General features: G+C 68.2%; 20 protein-coding genes and 1 pseudogene. 9 read left to right on the top strand and 12 right to left on the bottom strand.

Annotated features, from left to right (window positions below):
- Positions 1–353 precede the first annotated feature (353 nt).
- From ACW4TU_RS45475 to ACW4TU_RS45455, 5 genes are all read right to left on the bottom strand, one after another.
- The gene (locus tag ACW4TU_RS45475) at positions 354–1,073 is read right to left on the bottom strand and encodes an HNH endonuclease family protein (protein ID WP_457430948.1); all 720 of its coding nucleotides are present in this window, start codon (positions 1,071–1,073) and stop codon (positions 354–356) included.
- Positions 1,074–1,345: 272 nt separating this feature from the next.
- Complete coding sequence (locus ACW4TU_RS45470; RefSeq protein ID WP_457430946.1) at positions 1,346–1,699, bottom strand: hypothetical protein; 354 nt, start codon at positions 1,697–1,699, stop codon at positions 1,346–1,348.
- A gap of 79 nt (positions 1,700–1,778) precedes the next feature.
- On the bottom strand, positions 1,779–2,441 hold the full coding sequence (locus tag ACW4TU_RS45465) for a hypothetical protein (protein WP_457430944.1): 663 nt from the start codon (positions 2,439–2,441) through the stop codon (positions 1,779–1,781).
- Positions 2,442–2,534: 93 nt separating this feature from the next.
- Positions 2,535–3,227, bottom strand: coding sequence for a hypothetical protein (locus tag ACW4TU_RS45460; RefSeq protein WP_457430943.1), 693 nt, complete (start codon positions 3,225–3,227; stop codon positions 2,535–2,537).
- Between the two features lie 341 nt (positions 3,228–3,568).
- Entirely contained in the window at positions 3,569–3,856 is a 288-nt protein-coding gene (locus ACW4TU_RS45455; protein ID WP_457430941.1) for a hypothetical protein, read from the bottom strand.
- 754 nt (positions 3,857–4,610) lie between these two features.
- On the opposite strand from ACW4TU_RS45455, the gene ACW4TU_RS45450 reads away from it, so the two are divergent.
- Positions 4,611–4,838 carry a hypothetical protein gene (locus ACW4TU_RS45450; RefSeq protein WP_457430940.1) on the top strand — a complete coding sequence of 76 codons (228 nt, stop codon included), beginning with the start codon at positions 4,611–4,613 and terminating at the stop codon, positions 4,836–4,838.
- Positions 4,839–5,094: 256 nt separating this feature from the next.
- The gene (locus ACW4TU_RS45445) at positions 5,095–6,024 is read left to right on the top strand and encodes a hypothetical protein (protein ID WP_457430938.1); all 930 of its coding nucleotides are present in this window, start codon (positions 5,095–5,097) and stop codon (positions 6,022–6,024) included.
- A 69-nt stretch (positions 6,025–6,093) separates the two neighbouring features.
- On the opposite strand, the gene ACW4TU_RS45440 is transcribed toward ACW4TU_RS45445, so the two are convergent.
- From ACW4TU_RS45440 to ACW4TU_RS45430, 3 genes are read right to left on the bottom strand one after another with little or no spacing between them, the layout of a single operon-like run.
- The gene (locus ACW4TU_RS45440) at positions 6,094–6,792 is read right to left on the bottom strand and encodes a hypothetical protein (RefSeq protein WP_457430937.1); all 699 of its coding nucleotides are present in this window, start codon (positions 6,790–6,792) and stop codon (positions 6,094–6,096) included.
- A gap of 3 nt (positions 6,793–6,795) precedes the next feature.
- Positions 6,796–7,431 (bottom strand): sigma-70 family RNA polymerase sigma factor, encoded by a 636-nt coding sequence (locus ACW4TU_RS45435; RefSeq protein WP_457430935.1) that lies wholly within the window; start codon positions 7,429–7,431, stop codon positions 6,796–6,798.
- A 3-nt stretch (positions 7,432–7,434) separates the two neighbouring features.
- Positions 7,435–7,623: a hypothetical protein gene (locus ACW4TU_RS45430; RefSeq protein WP_457430933.1), complete on the bottom strand. Its 189-nt coding sequence runs from the start codon at positions 7,621–7,623 to the stop codon at positions 7,435–7,437.
- Between the two features lie 884 nt (positions 7,624–8,507).
- Between ACW4TU_RS45430 and ACW4TU_RS45425 the strand changes: the two genes are divergently transcribed.
- Entirely contained in the window at positions 8,508–9,461 is a 954-nt protein-coding gene (locus ACW4TU_RS45425) for an SMI1/KNR4 family protein (protein WP_457430932.1), read from the top strand.
- A 78-nt stretch (positions 9,462–9,539) separates the two neighbouring features.
- Here ACW4TU_RS45425 and ACW4TU_RS45420 read toward each other — a convergent pair whose 3' ends face one another.
- A complete protein-coding gene (locus ACW4TU_RS45420) occupies positions 9,540–11,498 on the bottom strand; it encodes a hypothetical protein (RefSeq protein WP_457430930.1) in 1,959 nt (652 codons plus the stop codon).
- A gap of 843 nt (positions 11,499–12,341) precedes the next feature.
- On the opposite strand from ACW4TU_RS45420, the gene ACW4TU_RS45415 reads away from it, so the two are divergent.
- Complete coding sequence (locus ACW4TU_RS45415; protein WP_457430928.1) at positions 12,342–12,914, top strand: group II intron maturase-specific domain-containing protein; 573 nt, start codon at positions 12,342–12,344, stop codon at positions 12,912–12,914.
- Positions 12,915–13,094: 180 nt separating this feature from the next.
- Here the strand turns inward: ACW4TU_RS45415 and ACW4TU_RS45410 are convergent, their stop codons facing one another.
- Positions 13,095–14,594 (bottom strand): hypothetical protein, encoded by a 1,500-nt coding sequence (locus tag ACW4TU_RS45410; protein ID WP_457430927.1) that lies wholly within the window; start codon positions 14,592–14,594, stop codon positions 13,095–13,097.
- Between the two features lie 396 nt (positions 14,595–14,990).
- Between ACW4TU_RS45410 and ACW4TU_RS45405 the strand changes: the two are divergent.
- The 3 genes and pseudogenes from ACW4TU_RS45405 (at position 14,991) to ACW4TU_RS45395 (ending at position 17,803) form a co-directional block, all read left to right on the top strand.
- A pseudogene (locus tag ACW4TU_RS45405) lies at positions 14,991–16,125 on the top strand (serine hydrolase domain-containing protein).
- A gap of 630 nt (positions 16,126–16,755) precedes the next feature.
- Entirely contained in the window at positions 16,756–17,265 is a 510-nt protein-coding gene (locus ACW4TU_RS45400; RefSeq protein ID WP_457430925.1) for a helix-turn-helix domain-containing protein, read from the top strand.
- A gap of 157 nt (positions 17,266–17,422) precedes the next feature.
- Positions 17,423–17,803: a hypothetical protein gene (locus tag ACW4TU_RS45395; RefSeq protein WP_457430923.1), complete on the top strand. Its 381-nt coding sequence runs from the start codon at positions 17,423–17,425 to the stop codon at positions 17,801–17,803.
- Between the two features lie 314 nt (positions 17,804–18,117).
- On the opposite strand, the gene ACW4TU_RS45390 is transcribed toward ACW4TU_RS45395, so the two are convergent.
- Positions 18,118–18,510, bottom strand: coding sequence for a hypothetical protein (locus ACW4TU_RS45390; RefSeq protein ID WP_363167537.1), 393 nt, complete (start codon positions 18,508–18,510; stop codon positions 18,118–18,120).
- 14 nt (positions 18,511–18,524) lie between these two features.
- On the bottom strand, positions 18,525–19,478 hold the full coding sequence (locus tag ACW4TU_RS45385) for an FHA domain-containing protein (RefSeq protein WP_457430921.1): 954 nt from the start codon (positions 19,476–19,478) through the stop codon (positions 18,525–18,527).
- Positions 19,479–20,496: 1,018 nt separating this feature from the next.
- Here ACW4TU_RS45385 and ACW4TU_RS45380 point away from each other — a divergent pair.
- Positions 20,497–20,772, top strand: a complete 276-nt coding sequence (locus tag ACW4TU_RS45380; protein ID WP_457430919.1) for a hypothetical protein — start codon at positions 20,497–20,499, stop codon at positions 20,770–20,772.
- Positions 20,769–24,608 (top strand): nSTAND1 domain-containing NTPase, encoded by a 3,840-nt coding sequence (locus ACW4TU_RS45375; RefSeq protein ID WP_457430918.1) that lies wholly within the window; start codon positions 20,769–20,771, stop codon positions 24,606–24,608. Before ACW4TU_RS45380 ends, ACW4TU_RS45375 begins: the two co-directional genes overlap by 4 nt.
- The last annotated feature ends 1 nt before the right edge of the window (position 24,609 follow it).

The raw sequence follows: 24,609 nt of genomic DNA, 5'->3' as shown, positions 1-24,609 counted from the left end.
TCGCACGCCGGAACAGGGAAATCGCAGCCGCCGGGCCCTGACGCCGGGCAACGAACAGGGCCCGTCCGGTGTGCGGACGGGCCCCATATATCGAGCGCCGGGCAGGCCTTGCACCTGCATCTCCCCGCAGGAAGCGGGGCGTCCTTCCTTGGACCACCAACGCACCACCAGCCACCCCAAGTTGCGGCGACCAGCTCAAGATCAAGTTTAGCGTATGCGGCCGGTACTTTGCCCTCGGCAAGGCCCTGCGCCAGCTCACCTATTGCTGGACCGGAGTGCCTACCGTGTTGCCGCCGGTGCCGGCGAGTTGCTCTTGTACTGCCGGCACCGGCAGCAACGGACACCGGAGGGCGTCAGCAGTTGCGGAGGCCGTTGGTCACTGCGGTGTACTCATCGTTGTCGAAGGTCAGGTCGTACTTGACCTTTACCTCGACCCACCAGGTCAGGTACTCGCACTGCTTCTGGGCCGGCATCCATTTGCCGGGGTCCCTGTCTCCTTTGGAGCGGTTGCTGGACGGGGAGACGGCCACGAGGTTGACGACGACGTCGTTGGCGAAGATCGCGCGCTGGTCGTCGGTCCAGTCGTCGGCTCCGGAGACCCATGCTTCGCGCAGGGGGACGACGTGGTCGATGTCGGGGTTGGTGACGGTCTGGCCGTCGTAGCCCGACAGCCACTGGCCGTTGGTGACTTCGCAGCCGTTGACGGTGCCGGCGGACCGGTCGCGGATCTTGGTCCACTTGTCGGCGGCGCAGTTGCGGTTCGGCTGTCCGGGGGGCGGGCCGACTGTCCGCCAGTGCGGGAAGCGTGCCCGGTCATAGCTTCCGCCGTTGTCTTCCGGCTGGAGGTTGCCGGCGAGGCGGAGGTCGTTCCACTGGTTGCGGGCGTCGGCGGCGCTGGGCGGGCTGTCGGGTCCGTAGGCGAAAGCGCCGGGTGAGAAGACCAGGCCGGCGCCGGTGACGGTGGCGACGGCCAGTGCGAGCACTCCTGCCCGCCGTGTGAAGTGGCCGTGCCGGGTGGGGGTGTCGGCCTGCGGATCGGGCTGGGCTGCCCTGCGGATGAAGGTTTTGTGCATGAAGGTCTCCACGTGCATGGGGGGTTTGACGGCCAAGAGGAGCTTGCAAGTGCAATCACCTTCGGCCGGTGCCGACGCTAACACCCCCAACTCCCTTCACTTACAGGCCAGTTGATGCCGCGCTCGGGTTACAGGTGCCAGTGAAGGGAAGATCAGAAACTGTTGGCACGTGCCCCTTCGAGCGCTTACACACGTCACCTGCACCAACCCGCGGGAAGATGCCGCCGCTCAAACGGAAGTGAAGGTTCGCCGGAGAAAATGTGCACCCGCCTTCACGGCGCGGTCCCCTTCGAGAGCGCCGCCGCCCCTCGAGCCGGGCACCAACACCGCTCACCCAGGCCAAGGCCGTCCGGCAGGGCGCCGTACTCGAACTGCGCCAAACGCTCAACCTCGCCAAGGTCGCCGAGAGGACCGGCCTGTCCATCCCGCGCGTCGACCAGCTCGCCAAGGGCAAGTAGGGGGCCGACGGCCACCGCGCCGCGCACCCCGGTACCGTCCAACGGCGCCTGGTCGACATCGCCGGCCGCCGTGCTGTTCTGCTGAGTGGAGGGCGCGACGCCCTGGTGGGCGAGCGTGGTCTCGGAGATGCCCGGCACCACCATGGAGACCATCACCGTGGTGTTCACCGTGGTCGCGTTCGTGTTCTACGGCACCAAGGCGTCTTCGAGCTCAAGATGGTGCCCTCGAAGCCCAGCACCGTATGCCTCAGCCGAGTCCGAGGCGGATGAGGGCGGTGGTCCAGTCGGTGACGATGGCCTTCTGTGCGGCGGCGAGGGTGACCGTGCCCTTGCAGACCGCGGTGTGCAGTTTCGTCTCCACCGGGTCCTTCAGGTTGTTGACCCCAGAACCCTTCTTGTGGCCCGGGTCGGCGGGCTCCACCCACAGGTTCCGGTAGTCGTTGGGGTCCCCGCCCAGTTGCAGGCTGATCAGGTGGTCGTACTCGGCATCGCCCATGCGGCCGGTGAAGCTGTAGGAGGCGGCGTTCAGCTTCTTCTCCTTGCCCGTGACATACGTGGAGGGGCGGATGCTGGAGGTGTAGCCGCCCTTGCGGCAGATCGTCGACTTCAGATTCGACTGCGTGACCGCCGGAGAAACCGCGCCCGGCGTGCACCTCGGGTCCTCGAGCGGCTCGCCCTTGAGATACCGGTAGTGGCAACTGCCCGCGGCCGGCTGCTTCTGCACCGTGTAGTGCTTCTGCGGACCCGCCCCCACCGCGATCGCCCGCCCGGCCCCGCCAGCACCCGACGGCTCCGCCGCACCACTCGCACTCCCCGACGGCACAGAGCCGCCCAGCGAAGTAGGAGAACAGCCAGCGAGCACCAGGCAGGTGAACAGGACGGATGAAGCGGCACGGCGGGTAGAACGCATGACGACCCCTCACAGGCAGGCGATAGCTGAGCAGATGCTGCCCTACCCGACTGCCGTCCTACCGCCCGGGGGTCCAGGGTGCGAGGTGCGCAGCTACCAGGAGCTCGGGGCGTACTTCTCGATCAGGCCCATCAGCCACTCGGGCGTGGCCTCCAGATCGAAGGGGTTCGTGCTGCGCAGCGTTACGCTGACGGCGTCCATGTCGTCGCCCTCCAGCGCGACCTGGCCCTGGACGCGCTCGCGGGCACGGCGGATGAGCTGGTCGGCACGGCGGTGCTGATCGCGGCCCTGTTGGAAGCGGGGCGTGTCGGGGGTCAGCCCGAGCAGGTCCCGCAGCAGGGTCGCGAAGTCCTCGGCAGCCTCCCGGTCGGCGGCGCGGGCCGGCTCCGTGGCGTGACCGGTGCGGTCGGCGTACCTCTCGTCACAATCCTCATCGAGGACCAGGCCGTGGCGCTGGAGGTGGTCGGCGTAGTCGGCGCACTGCTGGAGCTCCGTACGACGGGCGTCGGCGGCGGACCGCTGGTCGGCGTGGTCGTCGCGCAGGCGCACGATCTCGTGGACGGCGCACTCGAGGCGGCGGCAGGACCACTTGGCGAACAGCCAGTCGTCCGTGAGGGTGTCGAGCCACTCGGCAGCGACGACGGTGGAACGGCCGATGACGCGGCCGATGTGGGTGCCGGCGCCGTCGTGGACGTCCCAGCCGCGCAGTCCCTGCATGCCGGTGCGGTCCTCGGGAAGTCCGAGGTGCTCGATCAGCGCGAGTAGCCGACGCCTCGCGCTGGTCACGCTGTCGGGGCTGCATGAGGTGTTCTGCGGCGGCGATGACAGCGTAGGCGACCACCGGGCTGTCCGGCTCCGGCGGCATGTCCGGCCGCTGCCAAGTTGGCTCGGTCATCGGCCTCCGGGCCCAGCGTCCGTCCGGGCACCGCTCAGGCGTAAAGCCTGCCCTGATGCCCTGTCACAGGCGAGCACAGAAGAATCCGGGGTGAAGGCCACCGAGTAGACGGCGGATTCGTCGTGGCTGGTGAGGGGATCGCTGATCGGGGTGCGGGTAGCTGGATCCCGCAGCCGCACGGTGTTGTCGAACCCATGCGGGAGCCTCCATGAACCGAAATACGCTGTACGGATCACGGAGTTGCCGGAAGTTCTCTCGCATAAATCCAGCCGTCCTCTTCCTCTGATGGCACCAATACCACCTCTTTTAAACCCTTCGATGGCGTGGTCCTGAAAGGGGTGCCTACGCCTTTCACTTCGGTGGAGTGCTCCTCCCCTTTGGATACCCAATCTACTACTGGAATCCAGGTACAGGTATGCATAGAGGAAGTTGCGGTTAGTGAAAAATTAAGAAAATCTCCCTCTTTGAGAGTGGCCGGAAGTTTAAATTTATCCGCTTCCAGCGGTGAAACTTCTTTCATCTTGGCAAGGCTGTCAAGATTTACAGTAGCCCTAATGAGGTTGTGTGGTGGTGGAGTGCAAGCGGAATCTCGATCGTCGAAATGCAAGAGCGTCGCTCCTGACGGGGGAGGCGGGGCTCCTTGTTGGATTATTTTGATCCGCACACCGGTTACCTGGACTGATGCACTGCTGCTGGGCTGGATGATGATGGATCTTCGTGTTGCGTCAGGATCTGCACCCGTCGAGTAGTCGGGATAGGCTCGTGAAGGTCCGCTCCGGAATTTTTCCGGTGGAAGGAAAGCTACCCAAGCGTCACGACCGCCGCACCCAGCCGGCCCGAATCTTATTCGAACGTCACCTGCCTTTCGCTTTCTCTGACCCTTTGGATGCGATGTGGATTCCGAAGGATTCCAGCTAGCTTTCGCGTTGGGTGACGAGCCGTCCGGCTCCTTGCCCCTCCCGCCAATGGTAGTTATTCCAGGCCCTGGGTCGAATATCTGATCGATCATGGAAGGAAATCCGCCCGTGGCGACGGAGATAACAACTCCTGATATTATTGGCCCAATGATGGCAGGCCAATAAAACGAAGGCTGTCGCCAAATCCCGCCGGTGCTCCCGCCGCCGGTGCTCGATGCATTGCTCATAGGCCCCCGCCCGTTTTGCACTTCTTGGACATTGAGGATGGCACCGTCGAGTCGACCAGGAAGCAGAAAAAGGCGATTCCGCTGAACGTGTTACAGGTCGGTGGCTGATCACGTAGGGGCATCAGCGTCGGTGAGCACAGTGCCCACCGAGGCCACTCCTTCGGTGATCTGCTCGCTGCCGAACCCGCCAGCAATCTGCACGGCAAAGGCCACGAGGGTAAGTCCGTTTCTGGTAGAGGCCTCGTCCAGGATCTACCGCATCGACCCGGCTCTGGTGGCCGGACTCAACCGCATCTTTCTCCTGGCCGATGCCCGCCCTGACCTGCTGCGCCATGAACCCGCCAGGCCCGTCACCTGACGCGGTCGCGCCACCGGTGAAGAGCGTCTCGCCCACCCCCGCACCGAGCTGGACCGGGCATGCCGGCCAGCAGGGTGCCGACGTTGATCGTCTGTCCCGGCCACAGCACGGTGAAGCCCTGCCGCGTGTAGTACCTCCCGAGGTTGCGTCCGGTCTCGAATTTGCCGAACAGCAGCATGTAGTCCAGCTGCCGGTACAACGCTTGGGGCCATGCCGGCTGGCCGCCTCCCGACCAGCAGTTGTCTACGCTCTCGGCATGCAGCGCAGCGATGTCACGCGGGATGACGGCACGTGGGTGGGCCTGTCCCTGGACGTACCGGACCGACACCAGCCGGGGCTGTGCATCTTCAGCGCCGGGCCACGACTGCTGATCTCCCAGCTGTCACGGCCCGTGCTGCTCGCCGTCGTCGACGAACACCTCCAAGGCGTTGATTTCTGGCGCACCGACGAGTACCGCTCTTTCGTTCCGCCGCTGCGCTCCGATGCGGCGCGCGCCCTGGCCGGCAGCCCGGAACGGTGGGCTCACCGATTCGCCCAGCACCTCGCGGACCCGGACGGCCCGCTGCACGGGGGCCGATGGCTGCTCTCCTGTGAGAGTCCGTTCGGGCGTTGGCGCCACGCTGACGTTTCGCATGCGGAGTACTGGAGCTCGATGCTCGTCGACGGCCATCCGGACGGATACATCGACTGGTTCCTCCATGCTCATTCGTGGGAGGTCCTGCCGCTGCGGCCGATGCCCGATACCGACGACAGCCGGGTCAAGGCGTACCGCAAGCAGGCCCGTGAAGGGACCCTTCCACCCCTCCTGTTGTGGTGGGTCAGTGGCCTCGACTGCCATCTGGTCCTGGACGGTCACGCGCGGCTCGCCGCGGCGATCGCCGAATCCGTCGAACCTCCGCTGCTGCAGCTGCACCGCACGGTGGCCCGCGAAGACCTGGGCGTACGCATCGATGAGGCCGTGGGCTTCTACGAGCACGAACTGGCACGCTTCGCCGAACTCCGCACCGTCCACGGCCCCACGGTCCCGGACGGCGCCGCCACCGCCGGCCCACAACTCGCCCGACGCCTCCACGACCTGAACACTGCGGAACAGCCGACCTGGGCCTGGCCCCTGCCCGGCGGGGAGGCACAGTGGCGTCGCACCGCACGCGAGGTGGCCGCTGGCCAGGACTGGCCCCATGCCTGAGTCTTCACGAGTCTTTCCCGTCGGCGCTGCGTACCGCCACCACGACGAAGGGCCTGCACGCCTCCGTGATCACCACAGACGTCGTCGGCGTGGCGCATCGGATGGAGCGTGCCGCACGGATGCGCAGGGCCGCCGCGGACCGCCGGAGGCCAGATGGTTTCCGATCTGTTTAAGGAATCGGCGATCTGGGCGACGGAGTGGGAATCCGGCGACCTCCACGGCCTTGAGTCGCTTCACGGCCTCCCGGAGATTCGCGGAGCGTGACCCGGGTTGGTGGCCTACCCAGGAGACGGGCGGGGTAAAGGCGATCCTGTTGTCGGAGGCGAGAGCCTGGCCCATCCAGAGTTCTGCGTCCCGTCGCTCACCGCGGCTCAGGTGGAGGAGGTACAGGCAGTAGGCCGCGGTCGCGTTTCCGGCGCCGCCGGCAAACTGCCACCACCAGATGGCCTCTTCCGGTTCCTGGGCGAGGTTGAGCAGACAGCCGAAGTGCAGAGCCCCCTCGATGTCGGTGAGGTCGTCGACGAGGCGGGCCAAGTGGACGGGGGCGCAGTCGCTGTCCAGGAGCGTGCGGGACAAGGACTTCAGGTAGACGCCGGCACGGTCCGTCTTGCTGGCGCGGTGTACCTGGCGATCGGTCCGCTGGGGGCCGAACATCAGCTCGGTGACGACATCGCGGGTGATCTCCTGCCGCAGGTCGGCCAGTTCACCGTCGGCGAGGGGGTAGCAGCTGGTCGCGTGGCCAAGTAGTTCGTCGAACTGTGCCGGCACCTTCTACTCCTTCTCCTCGTCGTCGCCCAGGTCGATGCCGAGTTTGGCGGCGATACGCTCGCGGGCCAGGCGCCGGTGGGTGCGGACGGTGCTTGGTTGAATGCCCATGATGTGCGCGACCTGCTGGGAGCAGTAGCCCAGGGCGTAATGGAGGACGATCACGTCGAACTGGCGCTCCGGGAGGCCGCTCATCGCCGTGTAGAGGCCGACCGGCGAATCCAAGTCCGCCATCTGGGAACGCATCGCCCTCAGCATCTCTCGGGCGGCTGCGTGCGCGGCGTGGGTTCGGTCGCCGGCTGCCGTGGCGGCGCCGAGAGGATCTCCGGGAAAGAAGGCACGCGCCTGGTCGTCCACAAGCCGTTTCAGGTGGTGCCACGCGTACGCCTCCGTGCCGCACTCCTCGAGCCGGACGGCAGCCCAGTTCATGGCGAGGTGGTGGTAGAGGTGGCGCACAACGGTCTTGGCCGCGTCCTTGTCGCCCAGGACCGTCGCGGCGTATCGGACCTGCGCCTGGACGTAGATTCTGTAGAAGGCGTCCAACGACGGAGGCATGTCGTACGGGACGCCGCGCAATCCGTTGAGGTCCTCGACCGATGTCGGGAGGGTGTCGTGCCTGTTGTCGTCGTCAGTGCCAGTCACTGGTTACGCCTCCTCCGTGCCTTGGGAAGCCACCGAGATGGAGGAGGGCGTGTTGGTGGGCCGGACCTGCAGGAGTTCACTGACGCCCGCCCGGACGGCGGCACGCAGCGGAAGGCGTGTCGCTGCCCGCAGGTCGGGGAGGAATACGCGCAGCGCGGTCGTCACTGCCAGCAGCGCCAGCGCATCGTTCACGGTCAAAGGCCCTTGTCCCTTCATGCCGACACAGCGTCAACCTGCCCTGAACCGAGCCAGGTTGAGCTGGAAGGAGACCTCGTCGGCTCCTCAGCCCCAGGATTTCGGATCCGACCCTCCAAACGCGCATAACCACCTCGATCAATAAGGGTCACAAACAATCCCTTGGATCGGCCGACAAGGAGGCCGGGACGGCCTGCTGATGGGCGGCGAGCGCGCGGTGGTAGCCGTCGTTGGCCGCGACCAGCTGAGTGCCCCAGTTCACACGCCCCGTGGCGTCAACGGTGGAACATCCAGGGGTGGTTGACGGTTCATCTGTATGTGGCTGCGGAGGGGACAGTGTCCCCGGGCCTCATCTATTGCCCATGGGGAAGATCGTTCGGCTGAAGCCCTATGGAGCCGTTCGCCGCGAGGCGACCGCCCTCCGCACGCCACCACCACACCGCCCCGGCTGGTCTCCCCCGTCCAGCCGGGGCTTCGCACTGTCGACGGCGCCGCGGCATGCCCCTGACACCGATCGCGAAAGCCACCGAGGACACCTGCATCCGCTGCAGCTGCTGCTCGCCGCAGAGGAACGCTCCCGCGATGACCGATCCGGCCAGAGCTACGCGCACATGCCGTGCGTGCGGTCTCCCGATGCGACGCAGCCCGTTCCTGCGGAACCGCTGTCCAGGAACCGGCCGTGCTCATGCGTCGGCGAACTCCTCGAGTATTCATTTCCCAAGTCGGGCTGCACATCGGGAACTTGTGTTCAGTCCTGGACATCGGGGCAGACCGCCGCGCCCCGTACGGCAGGGGCGGCCGACGACCACCTGACGGTGTGCGCGGGGGGCCTACTGTGTGAGGGCACCATCCTCCATCCGAGCAGCAGGGAGCACTAGGTCGTGAAGGTCGAAATCCAGCCGGACGTACGCGATACCGCCGCCCAGCTCGGGGCAGACGTTCCCTACGCGCTGAAAGCTTTGGCAGGCCAACTGGCCGACGACCCCGACATGGGCCGGCCTTCGGGGCCGGCCGGCATTCTGACGGTGACGGTCAACGGCGACATGTTCGATGACTGCCCCGACCTGTCCGTCGGCTACATCCGCGAGTCGGACCGGATCGAGATCCGGTTCCTCAAAGCGCTGCCCTCCCCCGAGACCTCCACGGATACTCCTGCCCCAGAGCAGCAACTGGGCCAAGACGAAGACCAGTCCGATGACCTTGTTGCCGCAGCGGCCACCGTACGGGAGGTCGCCGATGCCTGGCGGCGCATCACCGGCTGGCTGAAGCACAACGCTCCCGACTCCTACGCCGCGCTCCGCGCCGGCGCCAGTCCTGCGTCCATCGCTGCCCTGGAAGAGGATCTCGGTATCCCGATTCCCGTCGAGCTGCGCGTTCTGTGGATGCTGACTGCGGGCGACGACGGGGCCGATGGCTGGGGGTGCTTTCCGGGCAACATGGCGCTGATGAACCTGGACGCCGTGGCATCCCGCTATCGACTGAAGACGGGCGCCCAGGCCCAGCAGGCCGTCCTCAACGCAGACCGTCCCGAAGAGGAGCGGATCACCGTGTGGGAGGCGACCCGGATTCCGGTGGTTGCTTTGGGCCCGGCCGACAGCACCATGGGTCTGTACCTGGACGCCGCGACCGGCTACCTGGGCTTCTGGTCCCGTGAAATCGAAACGCCCGGCGGTGAACTCGACACACTGGTCACCTACCTGGAGGAGGCTGCCGACATGCTCGAAGCCCCCGCTCTGGCCGCGCGGGACAAACCTGGCCTGATCGGTGGGACGCTGGTGTGGCTCAGCAGTATCGATCCCGCACAGGAGGATCGGTGGCAGCCCCTGTCCGGCTGACACCGTACGAGAAGGGGGGCCGGCCCTTCGGGCTCGGCCCCCCTTCTGGCTTTTCTGTACCTGGGTGCTCGGGCTATATCAGCCGATCTTTTTCCACGCGCAGGTGGTTGCGGTCGACGTGCAGTGCTCGTATCCCGGCAGGGTCACGAAGAATCCGTCACCGTCCAGCAGCCGCCACGACGGGGCCGGATAGCTGCTGAACGCCTCCTCGTTCTGCGAGCTGGAAATGGCTGCACGCCCGCACCGCTCCGTACCGCTCGGCCCGTTCGTCACGGCGCGGGTGTCTGCGAGGAGGCCGAAGTTTGCCGAGCCGTCGCCCATCTTGTCCGTGAACAGTTGTGCACACTTGGTGCCTGACGTCACGAGGTTCACGCCCTGCGGGTAGCCGCCGGACTCATGCGTCGAGGCCATCGCATATTCGTCGCAGTCGACTGATCCCACCGATGCGTCGGACGGGTGGACGCTCCAGGAGGAGCTGGAACCACAGATGACGTTCCTGCTGTTGGCTTTCGTCCACTTGGCGCCGGTGCTGGTCGTGAGGGGGGTGTCCGGGCCCAGATAGTGCAGCAGGGAGTCCCACCGCTTGGAGCCTGCGTGGTCGGGCATCACCTGTTGCATGTACCAGTAGTAGCCCCCGGCGGCCGGGTACTTGTTGGTGTCCACGGTGTAGGTCGGCTTGAAGAACGGCAGTACACAGCCTGGCAGCGACCCGGCCACGAAGTCGTCGCAGCGGGGTGCAAGCTCCTGTACCTCCGGAATGCCGGTGGTGCCGAAGTCTGCCGTGTCGGCCGCGGTGGCGCTGGCGTCCACGCTCGCGGTCACCGACCAGCCGAGGTCGATGGTCTCCTTGCCGGTGCCGTTCCAGGTGGTGGCGCGGGTGCCCCACCTGCCGTCGGTGTAGGCGTTCCAATTGTCCGCGTCCCAGTAGGCGCTGTCGCCCGCCGCGTTGTCGAAGTCGTCGGCCCACCGAATCACCGACGTATTACACGCCGCGCACATCGACTGGGTGTTCCACTTCAGTGTGACGCCGTCGAGGGCGGCGTCGATGTTCACCGGCATGATGCGGATCTGCTGGTCGAACTCGGCGAAGTTGGTGCCACCGGCGGCCTTGTTCGGGTACGCCTTGATGCGCTGTTCGAAGTCGAACGTGGCGGTGCCGATCGTCGCGTCGTCGGTGTCGACGAACACCAGCGTCCCCGACCCGATGCTCTTCAGGCAGGCATCGGTGCGGTTCATGTAGTCCGCGCCGGCCGGCTCGTCGGAGCACCAGCTGACCAGGTCCGCCAGCGGCGCGTCAGCAGCAGCGGCAGCCGCCGCAGCGGTCGACTTACCGGACTTGCGGGCCTTCGCCTCTGTCGCCTCGCGCAGTGCCTCGGTGCGCTTGGCCGCACGCGCCTTCGACTCCGCGGTGGGCGGGGCCAGTTCGATACACAGCTTGCGGCCCTCGGCATCCTGCTTGCCGCAGGAACGCTCCTGGACGGCTTCCCGTTTCACCGTCCCGTTGGCGTCGAACGCCGGCAGCGCCGGGCCAGGGTCGGTCCGGGTGACCTCGACGGTCTCCTGCGCGGTCGTATCGATCGTCGATGACGTCTGCGCGGCAGGGAACTTCACGTACGGCTCGATACGGAAGTCCGCCCACGGTGACCAGGTCGTCTCGTACAGACTGCCGTCATAGGCGGAGGTGCGGAACTTGTACAGCACGCCGGGCTTCAGGATGCCGTACGGCACCGTCACCTTCGCTGTGGCACCGGAGTTCACATACGGCGACACCAGCACGTCGTTCGAACCCGCACCGTCGAGGTCGACCTCGACTCCCGGCGTGCCGTCCGCTTTGGCGGTATACACCTGGAACGTCTCAGTGGAGGTGTCACCGTCGGCGTCGGTCACCGAGTTCCGCAGCACCACCTCCGGTGCGATGACCCGCCAGATGGAGCCTGACTTGGCGAACTTGGGGCCGGCCGACGGAGCGGTGCCCGACACCGGACGCGCACCCCCGGCAGCGATGGCCGCCAGGTCCTGCGGTCCGGCTGCCGCCACCTCCGCCGGGGAATCCTCCAAGCCCGGCGCAGGCGGCGCAGGGGCCGCTGCCGCGGTGCTTATCCCCGCCAGCAGTGCCAGCGCGGCACCGGCCGCAACATGTCTCCACGCCGACACACGTAAGAGTCTCAATGCGTCAATCTCTCCTGTGAGTTCGTGAGTTGTACACAACAGCCCGCGAACCCCACCACGTTCCGACACGAAGAAACATGATTGAAATCATGGTTTACCGGGCGTCAACCCCCTTCAGGCCAGAGCGTCACACCAGCACCAAGACGCACCACCGCCCACAACAACCAGCGAGCTGAACCAGCCTGCACGCATCAAGCCCCCATCGGCGGCGGCGACTTCGGCCGCCTCCCGTCCGAGGTACGGCTGCAGCACACCCACGTCGACCGAGAAGAGAGTGAGGGGTGAATGAGCTGTCCCTGCTCCCCTCACCTGCAGAGCCCCTTAGGTATCGCCCAAGCCCGGGCAGTCGAATATTTGGCCTAATTGCGGGTGTGGGGCGCGACCCGTCCCTTCAGGATCCGACCGGGCTGCAAGCAAACGGGTCTCGTCCGGCCATGCAGTACTGGCCGGACGGGACGCCGACAGCCCGGGTGGAGCTGCACCGCCAGGTCCGCGCCCTGGACCGGCTGCCGCCGTCGCCCAGCTTCGCTCCGAGGGACACGAGATCCGGGACGAGGACATCGCCCGTCTCTGCCCACTCAAGCACCGCAATCTCAACGTGCTCGGCCGTTACAGCTTCACTGCCTCCACCCCGGCCGTCGGCTCATAACGGCCCCGCCGCGACCCGGAAGCGCCGGAACTTGACGACGACGAGGACGGCGCGGACTGAAGGTGTCAGGACCAACCAGGAAACCAATCAACTTGCAAGCCGCCGACCTGGTCGGTCATTTCACCGACGTGGTGCTCACAGTGATGCTTCAGACCCGCGTGGTCCACATCGACGACGGCTTCGATTTTCTCGGCCACCACATCCGCCGCCAGCGGAAACGTGGCACGAACAAGCGATACGTCTACACCCGGCCCTCCAAGAAGGCCGTGCAGGCCGTGAGGGACCGAATCTCGGAGCGGACCTACAGAAACACCCAGAACCAGAGTCTGACCCAGCTCCTGACCGAGCTGAACCAGACGCTGAGAGGGTGGGCGATCTACTTCCACCATGGTTCGGCGAAGCGGACCTTCAACGCGGTCGACCACCACGCGTGGCACCGCGTCGCGATCTGGCTCCGCCGGAAACACAGCATCCCCAGCAGCCAGTTGAGGAGATTCTGTGACCAGGGGTGGCGGTTCGCCGACGGCGACACCGCGTTCCTCGGCGCATCCAGCGTCATGATCGAACGCTATCGCTACCGCGGAGCACGTATCCCGACTCCGTGGACCATCGACTCGGCAGCCGGAACCGGCTGACCGCAGGGCAAGACACGTGGAGAGCCGGATGCGTGGAGACACGCACGTCCGGTTCGGGTCGGCGGCTCGGGGAAACGGAACGACGGCAACGTCGTCACCGCGCCCCGAGCCGACCGCACAGGGACAGTCGATGGCCGACGGAGGTTGCCATGTCCGTGATCGCTACGTGGGTGTCGTCTCTCAGCGTCGGGCCGCCGTCGGCGCGGTGACGGCGTCGTTCAGGCATTGGTCGAGGAGTGCGTGCATGCGGGGGACGGGGAGGGACGGGTTGGCCGCGGCGCCCTCTGCGGTGCGAAGGTCGGTGAGGAGGGTTTCCAGGGTCTCCGGTGTCAGGGTCGGGTTGGCGGCGGCTGCCCGGCGTACTGCATCGTCGGGGTCTCCCAGCGGAGGTTCGGGCAGGGTGGGGTCGGCCGCGGCCAGGGCGCGCACCTCGGGGTCCGGGTGGACGATGAGGTGGGTCCAGCCGGTGCGGGGGAACGCGGGCAGGGTCAGCAGGTGCGGACGGTGGGCCGGGCGGGTCACAAAGACGTCCAGGAGGAGGTGTGGCGGAGCCAGCGGGTGGTGGCAGGCCAGCCGGATGCGTACCTGCTCGTCATCGTCCAGCGCCAGTGTCCCGACGAGCTCTGCGGGCAAGCCGGGCCAGCTCGCCGCAACCCGGCGGAGCACCGGTTCCTCGGACGCAGCACAGGTGGCGTACCAGTCCGGCGACGGCTCGGTGGCCGGCTGCGTGATCGGGCAGGTGCAGTCGGGCCCGTGATCGACGACCTTTTGGACCTCCTGGAATTCGGCCCAGGTACGGATGGAGGGCTGGAGGCGGGCACGCATCCGCACGTCCTCGTCCGGATCCTGTCTCAGCTCCGCCGCCTCCGGTCCCAGGTCGGGCCGGGTGGCGACCAGCCTGCGGATCTCTGTATCGGGGTGGCGGGCGAGCCGGGCGAGGGCGTCGGCTGGGGTATGGCGGTTCCGGACCAGCGGGTCTACCTCGTCCTCCGCGAAGCACTGTTCGACGACTGCGGGTGACAGGGCACAGGTGCTGAGCACGGACACCGCGTGGCGTGATCCGATGGGCGGCAGCTCGGCCTCCACCGCCTCCGGGTCCAGCTGCCGGCTGCCCCTCCTGGCTGCTTCCCGTACGGCGGGGTCGGAGTCGTCGAGCAGGGCATGGCGCTGCGCAGCGGTGAGCGACTGCCACTGGAAGGCGGCATACAGACGGAGTGCGGGGTGGTCGTGACCGGCCATGTCCCGCGGGAAGGACAGAGGGACCTGCCGGGAGGACCAGAGCTCCCCGACGATCTCCATTTCGGTGACCCTGCCGTCCTCGCCTCCTTCCTGGGCGGTCAGGAAGGTGACGAGGATGTCATCCGGCAGGGGCCGGACCCACCGGGGCTGGAGCCGGGTGCCGCCGGCGAGATACGCACGGACGAGTCCCGAAGGGTCCGATGCCAAGGGAGCGAGTCGCGCCGGGTCGACGTGCAGATTGCGGGCGAGGGCGCAGCGGGTCCGCTCGACCGGGTGGCGGAGGGCCGCGTCGATGACGGCGTCGGGCAGGTCGCGCCCCTCACACATCAGCAAGCCGGCCTCACCGGCCGCTTCGTCCAGGAGACGTATCAGCACGTCGACGGGCGCCGCCGCGTTGAAGGCGATGCCGCGCAGCCACAGTTCACGGAGAGAGTCGGACACCGCGTCATCCTGCCACCTCGCCTCCTGGACCGGGCCGCCCGATGGCTCCCTCGTCGGCAAGCCGCCCATCTCGCTACGGCGCCCGGTGCGCCCGCCCCGCCGAGCCGTATCCGCCGCTGTCGCCTGCGCGCTGGCTCGATCGCGCGCTCTGGATTCCTATTCCGTCGCTGGCCACGACCAGCAGGGTGCCCCAGCTCAGGTGGCGATTCGCCGCCGGTGCCGGCAACGGCGCCAGCGCCTTCTGCCTCCATCCTCGACAACCCCTACACCGGTTACCGCAGCACCTCGACCCACGGCCGCTGAGGAGACGTGTGGGTCTGCGCCGATGAGTTTCGCGCCGGCGGACGGTCCTAGAGACGTATCCGCCGTCGACCGTGACACGAAGGGCAGAGCCTGATGAACCAACTGGGCGCACTGTTGGAGAAGTACGTCGCCGAGGGAGCCTTCCCCGGAGCGGTCGCCCTGGTGGACCGCTCCGGCGAGGTGAAGGTCGCGGCCGTGGGATCGACGGAGCCCGCAGACTCGGCGCCGATGCGGGCCGACACCGTGTTCCGGCTCTCCTCGGTCACCAAGCCCGTGACCGCCGCCGCGGTGCTGGCGCTCGTCGACACGGTGTGCTCACCCTGGACGCGCCGATCGTGCGCTGGCTGCCGGAACTGGCGTCCCCAATGTCGTCCGCACTCCCGCGAGCGAGCTGGCCGACGTGGTGCCGGCCGTCCGTCCCGTCACCGTGGAAGACGTCCTGTCGTCCCGCTCGGGATGGGGCTTCGGGGCCGACTTCACCGAGCCTGCCCTTCAGCCCCTGTTCGCGGACGTGGCCGTGTACAACGGAGGTCCGCGGTCGCCGCTGAGTCCGGACGAGTGGGTCGCCGCCCTCGCCGGAATCCCCTTGCTGCGGCAGCCCGGAGAGGCGTTCCTGTACAACGCCAGCTCCGACCTGCAAGGCGTGCTGGTGGCACGGGCCGCGGGGCGTGGGCTGCCGGAGTTCCTGGCCGAGCGGATCTTCGAGCCGCTCGGGATGAAGGACACGGCCTTCGCCGTACCGGCATCGGAGCGCGACCGCCTCACCCCTTACTACCTGACAGCCCCTGACGGCACCCACACCTTTGCCGATGCCGCCGACGGCGCCTGGTCCACCCCGCCCGCCTTCGCCTCGGGCGCGGGGGGCCTGGTGTCCACCGTCGCGGACTGGCACGCCTTCGGCCGCATGCTGCTTGCCGGCGGCGGCACGGTCCTCTCTCGGGAGTCCGTACGCCTCATGACGACGGATCACCTCACCGCGGACCAGCGCGACGAGGGCGACCTCTTCCTCCAGGGCCAGGGGTGGGGCTACGGCGGGTCGGTCGACGTCACCTCCGCGGAGCCGTGGAACACCCCCGGCCGCTACGGATGGGTGGGCGGCACCGGCACCGCCGCGCACATCGACCCGTCGACCGACACGGTCACCATCCTCTTCACCCCCTGCGGCCTGCCCGGTCCTGCCTTCCCCACGTGGATGCGCGACTTCTGGACCTACGCCGCGACCGTCTGAGTGTCTCCTCCGGTGGTCCTCGGCCGTTCCGAAGCGGTGTACGCGGCCTACAGCCCCGGACGGGAGGCGCGCGTGGCAGCGCCGATGCCCGTCCTCCGGGTGCAGGTGCGCCCAGATCGCCGTGAGCGTCTCCGCGAACCTGGTCGTCATCGCCGTCGCGGGCACGCTTCGGCGTTCCTCACCACACGCCCCGCCTGGCTCCGGGTCCAGCGGCACGTCACAGGATCGGCCCTCGGCGTCCTGGCCCTGCTGCTGGCGACGCATCGCTTCCACCCGGGACTCCCGCGGTGAACGGCAGCAGGGTCCGCAGCGGCAGCTCAACCGCAGGCAGACGCCCGGGAGTTCATGCCCGTCCCATCCCTGACGTGATGTCCCGCTGTGCGGGATGACCATGTCCTTTTGAGGCAGGCCGGCCGGACATCCGGGCCGGCCAGGCAGGCAGGTGTGAGGGACGGCCGGACAGGAGTCCGTGCACATGCCACGGTCACCGTGGTCCGACAGCGAAACTCTCTTTTCAAGATCACGACCGTCCGGGGGCTCGCTCCTGCACCCGCGTTCCCCGACCTCCAGCCCGAGCCTCCGGGACGCACGGACGCGGTCCGTGGCATCAGCGACAAGAGAGGCCGACCAGTGAACCGACCGCCGTTCTCACCCGACACCGCCAAGTCGGCCAGGCAGGACCTGGGACTGTCGCCCCACCAGGTGACGGAACAGATGAACGCCTACAGAGTTGTCGTCGACATCCCGCTGGTCCACGCATGGGAGGCCGGTGAGTACCGACCCACGGAGGACGAGCTGTTCGCCCTCGCGGACGTCCTCTGGTGCCGGACCAAGGACCTGATGGGGATCGAGTCTCCGCGCACCCTGACGGAACACCGACTGGTACGGCAGTTCACTACGGACAGACTGGCCCGATCGATCGGAATGGACACCGCACAGTACGAGGGGGCCGAGGAAACGAACAGATGGAGCGGTGACGGACGGCAGACGGCCGCTCTGCTGAACGTGCTGGACCTCACCCCCCTCCTGTTGACCCAGGCCACCGGGCAGCCCGTTGCACCGCAGCAGACGCTCCCGACGAAACCGGCGGTCCCAAGGCGACAGCCAAGGCGGACATGGAGCCGTGGCGGATCACGCTGACTCCGCCCGCCGCGTGGCCAGTTGGAGCGGGCCGCCCTGGCTTGGCGTCCACCGAGGCCGGTTCGACGCGAGCCCCGACACGGGGCTCCACGACCTCGCCGCACCGCCCGGGGCGACCGCCTCCGCCAGGCCGATCCCGCCGTGAGACCGTCGCACCGTGCACGAATCCTGGACAGTGGACCACGATGGCCCCGGCACCCCCGTCCCGGCCGGAACAGTGACGCAGACGCTCCGCACGAGGATCGCCGAGGGCCGCCTGGAGACCTGGTTGACCAGCAGCGCCGGACGTTCGCTCGCCCTCGTCACCAACACCCGCCGCGCGATGGTCATGGTGCTCGACGGCGAGGACGACCCCGGTGAACACGCCGCCACCCCGGGAGCTGAGGGCTGGAGTGAGGGCTTCGTCCTCACCGGCGGACAGCACGACGCCTACCCGGACGCGGACACCGTGCCCCTGAGCGAGGCGCTCAGGATCGCGAGCCACATCGTGCGGACGGGGAACTGGCCGTCCGACGCGACCTGGGTGACAGACCGCTGACGGGGGCGCGGCCCGGACAGAGCCACCGGGACCGCGCCCTCCTGCGCCGGCCGGCCTGCGGACTCATGCGTCACGCGCGCCGTGCGAACGCCCTTGGCCGCGCCCGCAGTTCGGGCTACACGTCCTCCGATCCACGCCCCCACCGTGACCCGACCCGTCGTCCGATCTGCGCCCACGACCGTGACCCGACCCGTCGTCCGCAGGCGCCCTGCGCCATGAGGTCGTTGGTGGCGAACACGCCGTCCGTGCCGGGCTGGCGGGCTTGCATGAAAGTCTCTACGTGCATGGGGGGTTTGACGGCCGAAAGGAGCACATCAGCCTGCGATCGCCCGCAAGATCGGCTGGCCGAGTGCGCCGAGCCAGCCCGCGAGCGCTCCGAGCGGCCCGATCAGCCCGGTGCTGGCCGTGGCCAGCGCACCCGCCGAGGACAGCAGCCGGGTGATCCGTCCGAGCCGGCCCGCCACTGCCTCCCGGTCCGGCTCCGGCCGGGCGACCTCCTCGTCCAGCGAGTCCAGCTCGGCCCGCACCTCGGGCTCGATTGCTGGCGGCAGCGCCGTCCGCTCGATCGACGCCCTCAGTTCCCGGACCAGGCCGCGCACCTCCTGCCCGCCCGCCGTGAAGACGGCCGACTGGCCACCGTGAACGGTCTGGTTCCCGGCGACGTTGTTGACCACGCCGCCCTGCTGGTTGCCGATGTTGAAGGCCATGGCTCCCCATCTCCTCACCGCTGCCGCCAGAACGCCTGCCGCTCGGCATCCTCGAAGCGGCGGCGCCGGGACGTCGTCACGATGTGCACAACGATCCCGATGACCGTCAGAACCGTCCCGATAGCCGCCATCGCGAACCCGACCGCCCCTACCGGCACCCCGGCCACCTTCGGTCCGAGCAGCTCCGGGGAATAGTCGAAGTTCGAACTCCCCGACGAAAAATCGTCGTTGGTCCTGGCAATGAATCGAATGATCACCCAGCCGTAGATCCCGCCCCCGACCAGAAAGAGCAGGAAGCCGAGCATGATCAGGTGTCGCGCCCTGGTACGGGTCGCGGCGATCTCCTTGAAAAAGCTCTCGCGCTGTGCCTGCTGAACGTAGTTGTACTGGTCCCCAGCGACGTTGCTCAGCCGGTCGGCCTGCTGCTCCCCGATATCGAACCGCCGCTCGCCGCCGGGCGGCGTACGGCCGGCCTCGCGCGGTGCCGGGCGGCCCGGCGGGCCGGAGGGTGGCGGCCCTGCGGCGGGAGCACCGTGAGGCATGGGCCCGGGCGCAGGGGCGGGGCCCCAGCCCGGCATGGTGTCCGAGGTACCGCCCGGGGTGCCGCCGGCTCCGGGCTTCGGGGCCTGAACGGTCCGGTCGGCGGAGCGCAGCTCTTCGTAATGCACCTCGAAGGGCCCAAAATCCAGCACGTCGCCCGAGTGCAGCACCTGCTGCCCGAGCACCGGGTGACCGTTCAGCATGGTGCCGTTGGTGGAGGCGAGATCCTCGACGGTGGTCCGGCCCGAGGCCCGCCACACCACCGCGTGCCGTCGGCTGACGCCCGGATCGCCCACTTGGATCTGGCAGTCGGCGTCCCGCCCGACCAGCATCGGCTGGTCGTCGAGGACGAAGACCCGGCCGCGCAGCCGGTCCGGGCGGTCGACCACGAGGTGCGGTAGGTCGCGCTCTCGCAGAGGCGGGTCCATGGCACGACCTCCTGCCTTGGCGAAGCATCCGGCGTCGGGCGAAACTATTCGGTCGCCTATTCTGGTGATCCTCACCTTCCAGTAAAGGCCGATCGGCGCCGTCCTGCCACAGCATCCCGGACGGCAAGCTTCACCCGGCCGTTTCCCCGACCGCGCACCACCGGGCGTGCTCCGCGCGGTGCCCAGGTTTCCTTGAAACAGGTAGTGCACCTCCGTGAACTTCGCGAGTGCAGTTGCGTAACTCGGAGGCCAGCAGACAATGAGAGAGTCAGAACTCCCTGCGGAGGCTGACCTTATAGCCGTCTGAGCTGAGACACGATGGGAATCTCTGGGGGGTCCAGTAATTCGCGGCCGGTTGAACGGGTCCTACGTCCGTAAGTCGATGGGGGAATCAAATCGGCATCGAATCGGAGGTCGTTGACTCAGCTTGGAGGAGAAGATCAAGTTCCGCGAATCCCCCGAGAAGTTCATGCAGGGCCTTCTTGGGTGAGAGTGCAAAGTCAATGGGCTTGCTATTGACGTGGACTTGCTACAACAAGGGGGATGGGGATGGTGGGGACGAACTGTTCCTCGAACCTCTTGTTGACGCGCATCTCAAGCAAGATAGCTTGCGCGCAACTCATTTTTTTAAGTGTCCGCATCCCATTTTGAAGTGTCTGCATCACATATGAGGTATGCCAGACAAGCCCAGTCCAGAATGGATTCGAGCCGTCTGTGGAGGTAGTTGGCAGGCCCGGGGCGGAGGAGCTTGCACCGTACCGGACGACATTGTTTAGGCCGAAACGCCCGGAAGTGGCTGCGGACGAGGAATCCGCGACCAGCATCGACGGGCTGTCTAAGTTCGGAAGCCATAAGGCAGCCCAAGGAGTTGATGACGATGGATGCGATCGTATCGTCCGCAGCCACGTCCTTGGTGGGAGCGATGGCCGTGGATGCTTGGCAGCAGGCACGAGCGGCCCTCATAGCCTGGTGGCGACTTATACGTCCGCAGCAGGCAGACCAGATGGACGCTGCGTTCATGCAGTCCCGAGACCACGTGCTGGCGGCCCGCCGAGCGCGGGACGAAGACGCGGAATCACACGTCGTCGCAGCCTGGGCGGCCCGTCTGACCGCGCTGCTGCGGGACGATCCCGCGCTGGCGGACGGGCTGCGGCGGCTCATCGAAGAGGAAATCGGCCCGCTTCTGGGGCGCGAGGACAGCGCCCGCACCGGATCTCATGAGTTCCGGGCAGAGGCATCCGGACATGGCCGGGTGTACCAGGCCGGGCGCGACCAGAACATCTACGGGCCATGAGTCCCGCCGACAGAGATCCCGGGCACGGAGAGGGGATCCTGCTGGAGGCCCACGCCTCGGAACGGGCCAGGATCTATCAGGCACGCCGGGACCTGTACGTGTCGGAGCGGGACCTGCACCTGCACTACGAGGACGGCGTGCGCACGGCCCGTCGTGTGCACGCCGCCACGATGTCCCAGGAGTGCCCGTATCCCGGTCTGGCCGCGTTCAGCGCCGAACAGGCCCCGTACTTCTTCGGCAGGGACGCGCTCGTGGCCAAGCTGCTGGTCCGGCTGGACGCCTGCCTCACAGTGGGTGGGGCACTGATCGTCGTCGCGCCCTCCGGGGCCGGGAAGTCCTCGCTGCTCAGGGCCGGACTCCTGGCCGAGGTCAGCCGGGGAGCCCTGCCGGGCTCGGCGTGCTGGCCCCACCTGTGGCTGACCCCGGGCGCACAGCCGATGGCGGCCCTCGGCACCCGCCTGTCGGAGATGGTGGACGGAGTGCGGGGAACGTCCGGCAACGGGTCAGGCGCTCCGGTGTGGCAGCCGGCAGAACTGCGGCGCGCACTCACGGCGGGCGACGGCGGGAACGGCGCACGACGCCGCCTGCTCCTGGTCGTGGACCAGTTGGAGGAACTGTTCACGCTGTGCACCGACGAGCGGGAGCGGCGGGACTTCCTGGCCGCGGTCCTGGCCATGGCGGACCCGGGCCCCGACGGCGAACCGCCCGTCGGCCTGGTCGTCTTCGGCCTGCGCTCGGACTTCTACACCCACTGCGCCGCCCATCCGGGGCTCCTCGAAGCGGTGGAACGCAACCAGGTGATCGTCGGGCCACTGTCCCAGGCCGGCGTACGGGAGGCGATCCTGCATCCCGCCCACGCTGTCGGACTGGACGTCGAACCGGGCCTCGTACCGGTCCTGTTGCGCGACCTCGGCGCACCGGAACCCGACCACACACCGCCGGGAACGGACGAAGCTGACGCCTACGAGATCGGGCGGCTTCCACTGCTCGCCCACGCGCTGCGGGCCACCTGGCTGCGCCGGGCAGGACACGTCCTCACCGTGGACGGCTACGAGTCCACAGGCGGCATCGCGCACAGCGTGACGGCCGAAGCGGACCGCTGCTTCGACCGGCTGGATCCGCAGGCGCAGCGCAGCGCGGAGACCGTGTTTCTGCGCCTGGTCAAGTTCGGCGACGGCACCCACGACACGCGTCGCCCGGTGCGGTACGCCGAACTGCTGAGCCACGGCCCGCACTCCGACGAGACGGCCGAGGTCGTCGAGACGTTCACCCGGGGACGGCTGCTGACCCGGGAACAGGACACAGTCACCATCACCCACGAGGTGCTGCTACGGGCCTGGCCGCACCTGCGGGAGTGGATCGAGGCCCACCGCGCCCAGTACATGGCACGCCAGCGGCTGGAAGACGCGGCCACCGCGTGGCAGGACGCCGACCACGACCCGGCGCTGCTGTACCGGGGCCACCGCCTGGACGAAGCCTGTGCCCTGGGCGACGATAAGGGCACGGGCGAGGTCGATCCGGATGTGTCCGCGTTCATTGCCGCCTCCGTACGGCAACGGCACCGCACGCGCCGGATCCGCCTGGGGGTCGTCGCCGGTCTGACCGTGCTTGCCCTCCTCGTCGCGCTGTCCGCCGTCCTCGCGTTCCAGCAGCGCAACACGGCACAGCAGGAACGCAACACCGCCATCCTCGGCGAGATCAGAGCCCAGGCCGACCTGGTGCGCGCGACCGACCCGTCGCTGGCCGCCCAGCTGACTCTGGTCGCGCACCGGATGTCGCCGGCCGCGTCGACGGAGACTCACCTGCTCAGCGCCCAGAACGTGCCGCTTGCCACCGTGTTGACCGGCCATACCGACCGGGTGAACGCCATTGGCTTCAGCCCGGACGGACGCGTGCTGGCCAGCGCCGGAGGCGACGGCACGATCCGGCTGTGGAACACCGCCCGCGCGGGCCACCCGGTCCCGCTGGGCGATCCGCTGCGCGGGCCCAAGGGCGCGGTGCTGGCGCTCGCCTTCAGCCCCGACGGACGCCTCCTGGCCAGCACGGGCGAGGACGGCATCGTACGCCTGTGGGACATCCGTGACCCTGGCCGCCCGGACGGCCTCGGCACCACGGCCCGTGACGGTACCGGCGCTCTGAGGACGCTCGCCTTCAGGCCGGACGGACACGCCCTGGCCGTGGCAGGCCATGACGGCCGCATCCACCTGTGGGACACCACCGATCCCGGGCACCTGCGGCCCCTCTCCGAGCCGCTCCCCGCCTCCGAGGACGAGGTGAACGGGGTGGCCTTCAGCCCGGACGGCAAGCTGCTGGCGAGCGCTGGAAACGATGGGACGGTGCGGTTGTGGAAGGTGACGGACCGTCGGCATCCGTCGGCCGTCGGCCGGACGGCCGACATCTCCTTCAGGGCAGGGCTCCCCGGCTTCGCCCAGGCGGTCTCTTTCAGCCCGGACAGCCGCACGCTGGCGGTGGCCGGGAGCGACCAGGAGACCCACCTGTGGAATGTCACGAACCCCGCCAAGCCGGTCCGGGTCGACTCCGCCGCCAGTAACAACGTCGTCAACACCGTCGCCTTCTCGCGCACGGGCAACCTCATGGCCTACGGCGGGGACGACAACACCATCTGGCTCGAGAACGTGACGAATCCGGGCGACGTCCGGGACCTCACCAACGCCCTGGACGGTCACACCGGGCCCGTGCTGGCCCTGGCCTTCGACCCGAAGGGCACCATGCTGGCCAGCGCGGGCGCCGACCACACCATCCGCCTGTGGACCATCCCGCGGACGATCCTGAGTGGGCACACCGGCTACGTCAACACCGTGGACGTGAGCCCCGACGGCCGGCTGCTCGCCTCGGGCTCCCAGGACAACACCGTCCGTCTCTGGGATGTCAGGAACCCGGCCGCTCCCCGCCAGGTCAGCGCGTCGATCACTGGCCACACGCCGTTCGTCAACTGGGTCGCCTTCAGCCCCGACGGCAGGGTCCTGGCCGTCGCCGCCGGGCCGGACATCCGGCTGTGGGACGTCAGCGCACCGGCCAAACCCCAGCCGCTGGGTGGTCCGCTGCACAATCCCCAGGGCAACCTCCTGGCGGTCGGATTCACGCCGGACGGGCGCACGCTGGCAGGCGGCGACGCCGACGGTACGATCCGGCTGTGGGACGTCTCCGATTCGTCCCGCCGCACGTCCCTGGGGTCACCGATAGAGACCCAGGCAGGCCGGATCAACCGCCTGGCCGTCAGCCCGGACGGCCGCACGCTCGCCGCTGTGGCACAAGACGGCGCCCTCCGCCTGTGGGACATTGCCGAGCCCACGCAGCCGACGCCTCTGGGGACACCCCTGCGTCCCAGCGCGGATCCGCTCCAGGCCGTCGCCTTCAGCCCGGACAGCCGTACCCTCGCCGCCGCCGGCAACGACAGCACAGTCCGCTTGTGGAACCTCACCGACCGCGCGCGCCCCACACCGACGGGCGCCCCGCTCACCGGCCACACGGACATCGTCTACACCCTGGCCTTCAGCCCGGACGGCCGCACTCTGATCAGCGGCAGTTCCGACACGACGCTCCGACTGTGGGACGTCGACGAGCGGGGCCGCGCGCGGGCCCACGGACTGCCGGTGACCGGCGTCATCAACTGGGTCAACGCCGTCGTGTTCTCCCCTGACGGGCGTTTCCTCTTCATCGGCACCGGGGAGAACACCGTGTTCACCCTGCCGCTGTCCGCCCAAGCCGCCGTCGACTACGTATGCCGGGCGACCGGGAATCTCTTGACACCCGCCCTCTGGCACAAGTACATCCCGCAACTGGACTACGACCCGCCGTGCCCCGGACGGAACTGAG

The sequence above is a fragment of the Streptomyces kryoterrae genome (assembly GCF_054072135.1).
The sequence above is the reverse complement of the archived record's forward strand: the minus strand, read 5'-3'. Positions and strand labels throughout refer to the sequence as shown.

What these genes read in the sequence shown, in the direction of transcription:
- ACW4TU_RS45390 (WP_363167537.1), bottom strand. Translation starts at nt 18,510, where the DNA reads ATGGCCTTCAACATCGGCAACCAGCAGGGCGGCGTGGTCAACAACGTC.
- ACW4TU_RS45380 (WP_457430919.1), top strand. Translation starts at nt 20,497, where the DNA reads ATGCAGTCCCGAGACCACGTGCTGGCGGCCCGCCGAGCGCGGGACGAA.
- ACW4TU_RS45445 (WP_457430938.1), top strand. Translation starts at nt 5,095, where the DNA reads ATGCAGCGCAGCGATGTCACGCGGGATGACGGCACGTGGGTGGGCCTG.
- ACW4TU_RS45465 (WP_457430944.1), bottom strand. Translation starts at nt 2,441, where the DNA reads ATGCGTTCTACCCGCCGTGCCGCTTCATCCGTCCTGTTCACCTGCCTG.
- ACW4TU_RS45475 (WP_457430948.1), bottom strand. Translation starts at nt 1,073, where the DNA reads ATGCACAAAACCTTCATCCGCAGGGCAGCCCAGCCCGATCCGCAGGCC.
- ACW4TU_RS45455 (WP_457430941.1), bottom strand. Translation starts at nt 3,856, where the DNA reads ATGAAAGAAGTTTCACCGCTGGAAGCGGATAAATTTAAACTTCCGGCC.
- ACW4TU_RS45375 (WP_457430918.1), top strand. Translation starts at nt 20,769, where the DNA reads ATGAGTCCCGCCGACAGAGATCCCGGGCACGGAGAGGGGATCCTGCTG.
- ACW4TU_RS45385 (WP_457430921.1), bottom strand. Translation starts at nt 19,478, where the DNA reads ATGGACCCGCCTCTGCGAGAGCGCGACCTACCGCACCTCGTGGTCGAC.